The sequence below is a fragment of the Streptomyces sp. A012304 genome (assembly GCF_026008495.1).
In the GTDB taxonomy this organism is placed as follows: Bacteria; Actinomycetota; Actinomycetes; order Streptomycetales; family Streptomycetaceae; genus Streptomyces.
Genome location: NZ_BQUN01000097.1, coordinates 165,751 through 176,612 on the forward strand (window position 1 = coordinate 165,751; position 10,862 = coordinate 176,612).

The 10,862-nt window shown below is 76.6% G+C and carries 3 protein-coding genes; all 3 read left to right on the forward strand.

All coding sequences use genetic code 11. The annotated features are described in order from the left end of the window. Positions 1-2,343 (forward strand): acyltransferase domain-containing protein (locus ALMP_RS22940; RefSeq protein WP_264931219.1); only part of this gene is annotated, 2,343 nt, incomplete at its 5' end. A 60-nt stretch (positions 2,344-2,403) separates the two neighbouring features. Then, positions 2,404-9,306 (forward strand): type I polyketide synthase, encoded by a 6,903-nt coding sequence (locus tag ALMP_RS22945; protein WP_264931221.1) that lies wholly within the window; start codon positions 2,404-2,406, stop codon positions 9,304-9,306. Between the two features lie 113 nt (positions 9,307-9,419). Continuing rightward, positions 9,420-10,862 (forward strand): type I polyketide synthase (locus ALMP_RS22950; RefSeq protein ID WP_375803521.1); only part of this gene is annotated, 1,443 nt, incomplete at its 3' end.

Sequence of the window (10,862 nt, forward strand, 5' to 3'; positions counted from 1 at the left end):
CTGTCCGCCGAGGACGTCGCCGAGCTGACCGCGCCGTTCGGCGACCGGATCTCGCTGGCGGCCGTCAACGGCCCGCACTCCGTGACGCTCTCCGGCGATCCCGACGCGCTCACCGAGCTGCTCGCCCGGTGCGAGACCGACGGCGTCTGGGCGCGGCGCGTCCCGGTCGACTACGCCTCGCACTCCCCGCAGGTCGAGTCGATCCGTGAACCACTGCTCGCGGCCCTCGCGGACGTCGCCCCGCGCGCCGCGCGCATCCCCTTCTGCTCCGCGGTCACCGGCGGCCCGCTGGAGACCACCGCCCTGGACGCCGAGTACTGGTACACCAACCTGCGGCAGACCGTCCGCTTCGACGAGGCCGTCAGGGCCCTGCTCGCCACGGGCCACGACGCCTTCATCGAGACCAGCGCCCACCCTGTGCTCACCACCGGCGTCCTGGAGACCGTCGAAGCGGCCGGGGCGCGGGCCGCGGTCCTCGGCACACTGCGCCGCGGTGAGGGCGGCCCCGACCGCTTCACCACCGCCCTCGCACAGGCGCACGTACACGGCGTCGACGTCGACTGGCGGCCCGCCTTCGCCGGCACCGAACCGCGTCTGACGGAACTGCCCACGTACGCCTTCCAGCGGGAGCGGTACTGGCTGGCGGGCACGCCCGGCGGTACGGCCGACGCCCAGGGGCTGGGACTGATCCCGTCCGGGCACCCCGTCCTGGGCGCGGCGGTCGACCTGGCCGACACGGACGGCATCGTGCTCACCGGACGGATCGGCCGGCGCACCCACCCCTGGCTCGCCGAGCACCTGTCCCCGGGGACCGCGCTGCTGCCCGGCGCCGCCTTCGTCGAACTCGCCCTGCACGCGGGCCGGTTGACCGGCCTCGACACGGTCGAGGAGCTGACCCTGCACGCACCGCTGCCGCTGCCCGAGCGCGGCGGCGCGCAGCTCCAGGTGTCGGTGGGCGCCGCGCGGCCCGACGGCCGTCACCCGGTGGCCATCCACTCCTGCCCGGACGACACGGAGGCCACCGGATCCTGGACCCGGCACGCCGAGGGCCTGCTCGCACCCGCGCCGGACGGTCACGCGGACGGCCTGCTGGACGGGCCGGACGACGAGATCGCGGACGATCTCGTCGTCTGGCCCCCGGCCGGAGCCGTGCCCCTGCCCGTACCGGCGCCCGCCGGGCCCGCCGCCCCGCAGGAGGACACCGCGCACGACGTGCTGCGCGCGGTGTGGCGGTCCGGCACCGCCCTCTACGCGGAGGTCGCCCTCTCCGCCGAACAGCGTCAGAACGCCGTCGGCCACGCCCTGCACCCACTGCTCCTGACGGCCGCCCTGCGGTCCCTCCAGGCGGCGGCCGGGACGACCCTGCCCGCGGACGTGTCCAGCGGTGAGCGGGAGCGCGGGGCGGCGGAGGCGTCCGGCGCAGGACAGGAGGCCGGGGCGGCGGAGGCGCCCGGCGGGGGGCAGGACCTCGGGTCCGCGGCAGCGCCCGGCGACGGGGAGATCCGTATGCCGTTCGCCTGGTCCGGCGTCACGCTGCACACCCCCGGCGCGACCTCGCTGCGGATACGCCTGGAGGCGGACGGCGACACGCCGGACACGCTGTCCCTGGCCGCCGCGACCGACACCGGGGCGGCCGCCCTCACGGTGCGGTCCCTCGCCCTGCGGGCCGTCTCCCCGGAGCGGCTCGCGGACACCCTCGCCCAGGCCGGGGCCCCGGCCGCCCGCGCCGGATCCGTCCCCGTGCTGCGGCCCGTGGCGGCACCCCGCCCGGCCGCCGACGACCCCGGGCCGGCAGACGCGCCGGGGAACGCCGAGAGCGAGGCGCTGCTGCGGCGGCTGGCCGCCCTGGGCGAGGAGGACCGGCAGCGCGCGGTGAGCGACCTGGTCGTCGCCCACGTCGCCGCCGTCCTCGGGCACACCGCGGGCGACGTGGCCGCCGACAAGCCGCTGCGCGACCTCGGCCTGGACTCGATGGCCGCGGTCGAACTGCGCGGCCGGCTCGGCACCGCGCTCGGCCTGCGGCTGCCGGTGACGCTCGTCTTCAGCCACCCCACCCCGGCGGCGCTCGCCGCCCACCTGGTCACCGAACTGGGGCTGGAACGCACGACCACGGCCGGCCCCGCGGCGGGCGCGTTCAGCCGACTGGAGAACGCCCTGGACCGGCTGCCGTCCGACCAGGGGACCAGGGCGGCGGTCACCCGGCGCCTGGAGGCCCTGCTGTGGAAGTGGCGCGACCCGGCGGAGGCCGACGCGCCGGCACCCGACCTGAGCGGGGAGGCGCTCGCCGCCTCCTCCGCCGACGAGATCTTCGACCTGCTCGATCGGGAGCTGGGCACCACCTGACCCCGACGTAGACGTACTCCTTCCGGCTTCCCTCCGGGCACCCGGTGAAAGTGGGCTCGCGTGTCGACCAACGAAGAGAAACTCCTCGACTACCTCAAGAGGGCCACCGCGGACCTCGGCCGGACGCGGCAGCGGCTGCGCGAGGTCGAGGCGGCCGCGGCCGAGCCCGTCGCCGTGGTCGCCATGGCCTGCCGCTACCCCGGCGGCGTACGGTCCCCGGAGGAGCTCTGGCAGCTCGTCGCCGACGGGGTGGACGCTCTCGGCGACTTCCCCGCCGACCGCGGCTGGGACGTCGACGGCCTCTACGACCCGGACCCCGAACGGTCCGGCAAGACCTACGTCCGGCGCGGCGGCTTCCTGGACGGCGCGGCCGACTTCGACGCCGAGCTCTTCGGTATCAACGCGCGCGAGGCGCTGGCCATGGACCCCCAGCAGCGGCTGCTCCTGGAGACCTCCTGGGAGGCATTCGAACGTGCCGGCGTCGACCCCACCTCGCTGCGCGGCAGCCGTGTCGGGGTGTTCGCGGGAGCCATCTCCTCGGGCTACGCCGAACGGCTCACCAGCGTTCCCGAGGAGGTCGAGGGGTACCTCGGCACGGGCAGCATGACCAGCGTCGCCTCCGGCCGGATCGCCTACACCCTCGGCCTGGAGGGACCGGCGGTCACCATCGACACCGCCTGTTCGTCCTCGCTCGTCGCGATCCACCTCGCCGTGCAGGCGCTGCGCCAGGGCGAGTGCACGATGGCACTGGCGGGCGGCGTGACCGTGATGTCGACGCCGGGCATCTTCATCGAGTTCAGCCGTCAGCGCGGCCTCGCGCCCGACGGACGCTGCAAGGCGTTCGCCGCCGCGGCCGACGGCACCGGCTGGGCCGAGGGCGCGGGCGTCCTGCTGCTGGAACGGCTCAGCGACGCCCGGCGGGCCGGCCATCCGGTGCTGGCCGTCGTCCGGGGCAGCGCGGTGAACCAGGACGGCGCCAGCAACGGCCTGACCGCCCCCAACGACAGGGCGCAGGCCGAGGTGATCCGCCAGGCCCTCGACGCCGCGCGGCTGACCGCCCAGGACGTCGACGCGGTCGAGGCGCACGGCACCGGCACCACCCTGGGCGACCCCATCGAGGCGCAGGCGCTGCTCGCCACCTACGGCCGCGACCGGCCCGAGGGACAGCCGCTGCGGCTGGGCGCGATCAAGTCCAACATCGGCCACACCGGCGCGGCGGCCGGCGTCGCCGGGGTGATCAAGATGATCGAGGCGATGCGGCACGAGCTGCTGCCGCGGACCCTGCACGTGGACGAGCCGACCCCGCACGTCGACTGGTCGTCCGGCGGGGTGGAACTCCTCACCCGGCCCGCCCCGTGGCCCCGCGACGGCCGTCCGCGCCGGGCCGGCGTCTCCTCCTTCGGCGTCAGCGGCACCAACGCGCACGTGATCGTGGAGGAGGCCCCACGACCGACGGAGCCCGCCCAGCCGACGGATCCCTCCCGCCCGGCGGGGGCCTCCCAGCCGGCGGAAGCCCTTGAGCCCCAGGGGGCGACCCGCCAGCCGGAGGCGCCCGAGCCGACAGCGGCCTCCCAGGCCACGGAGGCCCTCTGGCCCACGACAACCTCTCAGCCGGCGGATCCCTCCCGCCCGGCGGAGCCCTCCCAGCCGACGGAGGCCTCAGCGGCCTCCCAGCCCACGGCCCCCTCCCACCCCGCGGAGTCCTCCCACCCCGCGGAGCCCTCCCGCTCGCCGCACCCCGAACCCCCGGTCCCGGCGGCCGTCGTTCCCGCCCTCCCCTGGGTCCTCGGCGCCCGCACCGACGAAGCCCTCCGCGCGCAGGCCGCCCGGCTCGCCGCGCACCTGCGGGAGCGGCCCGGCCTCCGTCCGGCCGACGTCGGCTACTCGCTGGCCACCTCGCGCGCCGCCCTCGACTCCCGGGCCGTCGTCGTGGGCACCCGGCCCGAGGAGTTCCTGGCCGGCCTGGACGCCCTGGCGGCCGGTGAGGACGCGCCGAACGCCGAGCACGGCCGGGCCGTGCCGGGCAGCCGCCTGGCCTTCCTGTTCACCGGACAGGGCAGCCAACGCCCCGGCATGGGCCGCGAACTGCACGCCGCCTGGCCCGCGTTCGCCGACGCCTTCGACGAGGTGGCCGCCGCGCTCGACGCCCGGCTCGCCGGACACGTCAGCCGGCCGCTGGCCGAGGTCGTGCTGACCCCCGACGCCCCGGACGCCGGCACCGCGGAACCGCTCGGGCGGACCGTGTACGCGCAGACCGGCCTGTTCGCGCTCCAGGTCGCCCTCTTCCGGCTGTACGAGTCGTGGGGGGTGCGACCGGACCTGCTGCTGGGCCACTCCATCGGCGAACTGAGCGCCGCGCACCTCGCCGGGGTGTGGTCCCTGCCCGACGCGGCGGCCCTGGTCGCGGCCCGCGCCACCCTCATGCAGGAACTGCCCGCCGACGGCGCGATGATCGCGGTCGCCGCGAGCGAGGAGGAGGTGCGCGCCGCCCTCGCCGAACACGGCGCAGCCGTCGACCTGGCCGCCGTCAACGGCCCGTCGGCGGTGGTGCTCTCCGGCGACAGCGAGCCGGTGCGGGCGCTCGCCGACCACTTCGCGGCCCAAGGCCGCAAGACCCGGCGACTGCGCACCAGCCACGCCTTCCACAGCGCCCACATGGACGGCATGCTCGACCGCTTCCGCGAGGTGGCGGCCGGCGTCACGGCCTCACCCGCCCGCATCCCCGTGATCTCCAACGTGACCGGCCGGCCGGCCACCGACGACGAACTGGGCAGCGCCGACTACTGGGCCCGGCACGTGCGCGCGACCGTCCGCTTCGCCGACGGCGTCACCGCCCTCGCCGACGCCGGCGCCACCGCCCTGGTCGAACTGGGCCCCGACGGGGTGCTGACCGCGCTCGCCCGCGACTGCCTGGCCGCCCGCCGGCCCGCGCCCCACCCGGCCCCCGTGTGCGTGCCCGCCCTGCGCGCCGGGCGGCCCGAGCCGGCCACGGCGGTGACCGCGCTCGGCGCCGTCCACCTGTCCGGCGGCCGGATCGACGGCGAGCGGTTCTTCGCCGGCTCCGGCGCCCACCGGACCGACCTGCCCACCTACGCCTTCCAGCGCAGGCGCTACTGGCTCGACGCCGGCACGGCGGCGCCCGACGCGGCCGGCCTAGGCCTCGCCACCACCGGCCACCCCCTGCTCGGCGCCGAACTGCGCCTGGCGGGCGGCGGCGGACTGGTCCTCACCGGACGGCTGTCCCCGCACACCCACCCGTGGCTGGCCGACCACGCGGTGGGGGGCGTCGTGCTGTTCCCCGGCACCGCGTTCGTGGAGGTCGCCGTCCAGGCCGGTGACCGGGCCGGCTGCCCGCACCTGGCCGAACTCATGCTGGAGGCCCCGCTCCAGCTCCCCGCCGGCACCCCGGTACACCTCCAGGTCACCGTCGGACCGGCGGAGGACGACGGCCGCCGCCGGGTCGAGATCCACTCCCGGCGCGCGGACGACACCCCCGGCACGGACGACGACACCGCCTGGACCCGGCACGCGGTCGGCACTCTGACCCCCGAAGCCGACGCCGGCACGACGCCCGCCGGAACCCCGGCCCCGCACGGCGCCTGGCCGCCGGCCGGAGCCGAACCGGTCGACGTCGGTGACTTCTACGCCGACCTCGCCTCCGGCGGGTTCGCCTACGGCCCGTCGTTCCAGGGGCTGCGCGCCGCCTGGCGGCTCGACGGCGCCGTGTACGCGGAGGTGGCGCTGCCCGACGACCACACCGCCGCCGCGGACTTCCTCCTGCACCCCGCGCTCTTCGACGCCGCCCTGCACGCCAGCGGCCTGACCGGACTCGGCCAGGACACCGGACAGGCACGGCTGGTGTTCTCCTGGAGCGGAGTGAGCGTGCACGCCGTCGGCGCCGCCGCGCTGCGGGTACGGATGACGGTCACCGGCCCCGACACGGTGGAACTGACCGCCGCCGACGGCATGGGCAACCCCGTGGTCTCGGTACGCGAACTGGTGATGCGCCCGGCCGTCCCCGCGGACCCGGCCGACGGCGGGACGCTGTTCCGGCTCGACTGGACCCCGCTGACACCCCCCGAGCAGCCGGACCGTACCGGCGCCGGCCGGTGGGCCGTCCTCGGCCCCGACCCCTTCGGCCTGTGCGACGCGCTGGCGGCGGCCGGGACCGCGGCGAGCGAGTACCCCGACGTCGCCACGCTCGCCGACGAACCCGCGGCGCCCGACGTCGTCCTGCTGCCGCTGGCCCCCGTCCCCGCGGCGGCGCTGCCGACCGCGGCCGACCGGGCCGTCGACCGGATGCTGCACACCGTCCAGGGCTGGCTGGCCCACTCCGCGTGGGACACCACCCGCCTGGTCGTCGTGACCCGCGGCGCGGTCGCGGCCCGCGACGGCGAGAGCGTCACCGACCTGGCCAACGCGCCCGTCTGGGGCCTGCTGCGCTCCGTGGAGGCCGAGCACCCCGGACGGATCCTCCTCACCGACCTCGACACCGACACCGCCTCCCTGACGATCCTCCCCGACGCGGTGCGGGCGGCGCTGGCCGCCGGCGAGCCGCAGACGGCCGTCCGGGCGGGCACGGTCCTCACCCCGCGCATCGTCCGCACCGACCCCGGCCGGCTGCTGCCCACCGCGCCCGACGGCCCCTGGCTGCTGGACACCACCGCTGCGGGCGACCTGGACCGGCTCGCACCGCTGCCGTACCCGCCCGCCGCCCGCCCGCTCGCCCCCCACGAGATCCGGGTCGCCGTGCGCGCCTCCGGCCTCAACTTCCGTGACGTGCTGGTCGGCCTGGGCATGGTGCCCGGCCAGGCCGGCATGGGCACCGAGGGCGCCGGAGTGGTCACCGAGGTCGGCTCGGCCGCCGGCGACTGGCGGCCCGGCGACCGGGTGATGGGCGTGCTGCCCGCCTCCCTCGGCCCGGTCGCGGTCGCCGACCACCGGTCCGTCGTCCGTGTCCCGCCGCACTGGACCTTCGCCGAGGCCGCCGGGATGCCGATCGCCTTCCTGACCGCCTACCGCGCCCTGTTCGACCTCGCCGGACTCCGACCCGGCGAGTCCGTGCTGATCCACGCGGCGGCCGGCGGCGTCGGCATGGCCGCCGTCCAGCTGGCCCGGCACTTCGGCGCCGAGGTGTACGGCACCGCCGGCCCCGGCAAGTGGGACACCCTGCGCGAGCTGGGCCTCGACGACGACCACATCGCCTCCTCCCGCTCCCTGGACTTCGAGAACACCATCAGCGCCGCGACCGGGGGCCGCGGTGTCGACGTCGTCCTCAACTCCCTGGCCCGCGAGTACGTGGACGCCTCGCTGCGGCTGCTGGCACCGGGCGGCCGGCTCGTCGAGATCGGCAAGACCGACCTGCGCGACCCGGCCGAAACGGCCGCCGCCCACCCCGGCGTCAGCTACCAGCCGTTCGTCGACGCCGAACCCGAACGCATCGGCGAGATCCTCACCCTCACCGTCGACCTGATCGAGAGCGGCGCCCTGCGCCGGCTCCCGGTGCGCTCCTGGGACATCCGGGAAGCCTCCCAGGCGTACCGGTACATGAGCCAGGCCAAGCACATCGGCAAGATCGTGCTCACCGTGCCCGCCGTCCCCGACCCCGACGGCACGGTCCTGGTCACCGGCGGCACCGGCGCGCTCGGCGGCCTCCTGGCGAGGCACTTGGTGACCGAGCACGGCGCCCGGCACCTGCTCCTCACCAGCCGGGCCGGCGAGGCGGCACCCGGCGCCGCCCGACTGCGCGAGGAACTGACCCGGCTCGGCGCCGTCCACGTGGACATCGCCGCCTGCGACGTCGCCGACCGGGCCCAGCTCGCCGCGACACTCTCCCACGTCCCCGCCGAACACCCGCTGACCGCGGTCGTGCACGCCGCCGGCGTGGTCGAGGACGGCGTCGTCACCTCCCTGACGTCCGATCAGCTCCGCCGCGTCCTGCGGCCGAAGATCGACGGCGCGGTGAACCTGCACCGGCTCACCGCCGACGCCGACCTCGCCGTGTTCGCCCTCTACTCGTCGGCGGCCGGCGTGCTGGGCGGCGCGGGCCAGGGCGGCTACGCGGCGGCCAACACCTTCCTCGACGCGCTCGCCCACCACCGCCGCGCCGCCGGCCGCCCCGCCACCTCGCTCGCCTGGGGCCTGTGGGACCAGACCAGCGACATCACCGCCGGCCTCGACCGGGCCGACCGGGCACGGGTGGCGCGCTCCGGGATGCTGCCGCTGTCCGCGTCGCAGGGCCTGGCCCTCTACGACGCGGCCGCCGCCCTGCCCGACCCGCTGCTGCTGCCGGTCCGGGTCGACGGCGCCGCCCTGGCACGCGACGCCGGCGCCACCGCCGTACCCGCCGCGATGCGCGGCCTGGTCCGTGCCCCAGGACGCCGCACCGCCCAGTCCGCCGCCGCGCAGGAGCCGGCCGCCGCGCTCGTTCAGCGGCTGTCCGCGCTCGCCGAGGACGACCAGCGGCGCCTGCTGACCGACCTGGTCTGCGGCCACGCCGGCACGGTGCTCGCCCTGGGCGGCGCGGACACCATCGACCCGCACCGGGGCTTCACCGAGATGGGCTTCGACTCGCTGACCGCCGTCGAACTGCGCAACCGGCTCGACGCCGCCACCGAACTGCGGCTGCCCGCCACCCTCGTCTTCGACTACCCCACCCCGGCCGACCTCGCCGACCACCTGTTCGAGGAACTCGTCCCCGACGCCTCCGCGGCCGCGGTGCCCGCGCTGCTGGACGAACTCGACCGCCTGGAGGCCCGGCTCGCCCAGATCCACGCCGACGCCTACGACCGGGCCGCGATCTCCACCCGGATCGACCGGCTCCTGACGGCCTGGCGCAACCAGGAACCCCACGAGCAGCACCAGATGCCGGCCGCCGCGCCGGAGACCGCCGCGGAGCAGCTCAAGGAGGCGAGCGCCGACGAGGTGCTCGACTTCATCGACCGCGAACTCGGCCTGGCGTGAGCGCCGCCGTCCCCACCCCGCCGGGCCCGCGCCCGAGCACAAGAAGGAGCGACACCACGATGCAGGACGGCGACACGCCGGAGAGCGAGAAGCTGGTCGGCTACCTCAAGCGGGTGGCCGCGGAACTGCACGACGCGCGGGCGGAGCTGCGCCGCGCCGAGCAGCGGGAGACGGAGCCGATCGCGATCGTCGCCATGGCGTGCCGCTACCCGGCCGGCGTGACCTCCCCCGAAGACCTCTGGCGCCTGGTCGCCCAGGGCGAGGACGCGATCGGCCCCATGCCCGAGGACCGCGGCTGGGACATCGAGGGCCTCTACGACCCCGACCCCGACGCCCCCGGCAAGAGCTACGCCCGCACCGGCGGCTTCCTCGACCACGCGGCCGACTTCGACCCCGAGTTCTTCGGCATCAGCCCCCGCGAGGCCCTCGCCATGGACCCGCAGCAGCGTGTCCTGCTCGAAGTGGCCTGGGAACTGTTCGAACGGGCCGGCCTGGACCGTGCCGCGCTGCGCGGCAGCCGCACCGGCGTGTTCGTCGGCGCCGGCTCCTCCGGCTACGGCACCGGCTTCCAGCAGGTGCCCGAGAGCGTCGGCGGCTACCTGGGCACCGGCACCATCATCAGCGTCCTGTCCGGCCGTCTCTCCTTCGTGTACGGGCTGGAGGGCCCGGCCGTCACGGTCGACACGGCGTGCTCGTCCTCCCTGGTCGCCCTGCACCTGGCCGTGCAGGCACTGCGCGCCGGAGAGTGCGCGATGGCCCTCGCCGGCGGTGTCACCGTCATGTCCAACACCGGCATGTTCAGCGAGTTCAGCCGACAGCGCGGCATGGCGCCCGACGGCCGGTGCAAGGCGTTCGCCGCCGCCGCGGACGGCACCGGCTGGTCCGAGGGCGCCGGGCTGGTCCTGCTCCAGCGGCTCTCCGACGCACGGCGCGACGGCAACCGGGTGCTGGCCGTGGTGCGCGGCAGCGCGGTCAACCAGGACGGCGCCAGCAGCGGCCTGACCACCCCCAACGGCCCCTCGCAGCGCCGGGTGATCCGGCAGGCGCTCGCCAACGCCCGGCTGACCACCGACGACGTCGACGCGGTCGAGGCGCACGGCACCGGCACCACCCTCGGCGACCCGATCGAGGCCCAGGCCCTGCTCGCCACCTACGGTCAGGGCCGCGACCCGCGCCGGCCGCTGCTGCTCGGCGCCGTCAAGTCCAACCTGGGCCACACCCAGGCCGCCGCAGGCGTCGCCGGCGTCATCAAGACGGTGATGGCCCTGCGCCACGGCCTGCTGCCACGCACCCTGCACGTCGACGAGCCGACCCCGCACGTCGACTGGTCGGCCGGCACCGTACGCCTGCTGACCGAGGCCACGCCCTGGCCCGACACCGAGGGCCGGCCGCGCCGCGCCGGTGTCTCGTCCTTCGGCATCAGCGGCACCAACGCGCACCTCCTGCTCGAACAGGCACCGGAGGACGACGAACCGGCCACCGCGCCCCCACCCCCGCCGCACACGGCGGCGCACCGGCCACCGGCGCCCTGGGTGCTGTCCGCGCGGGACGAGGAG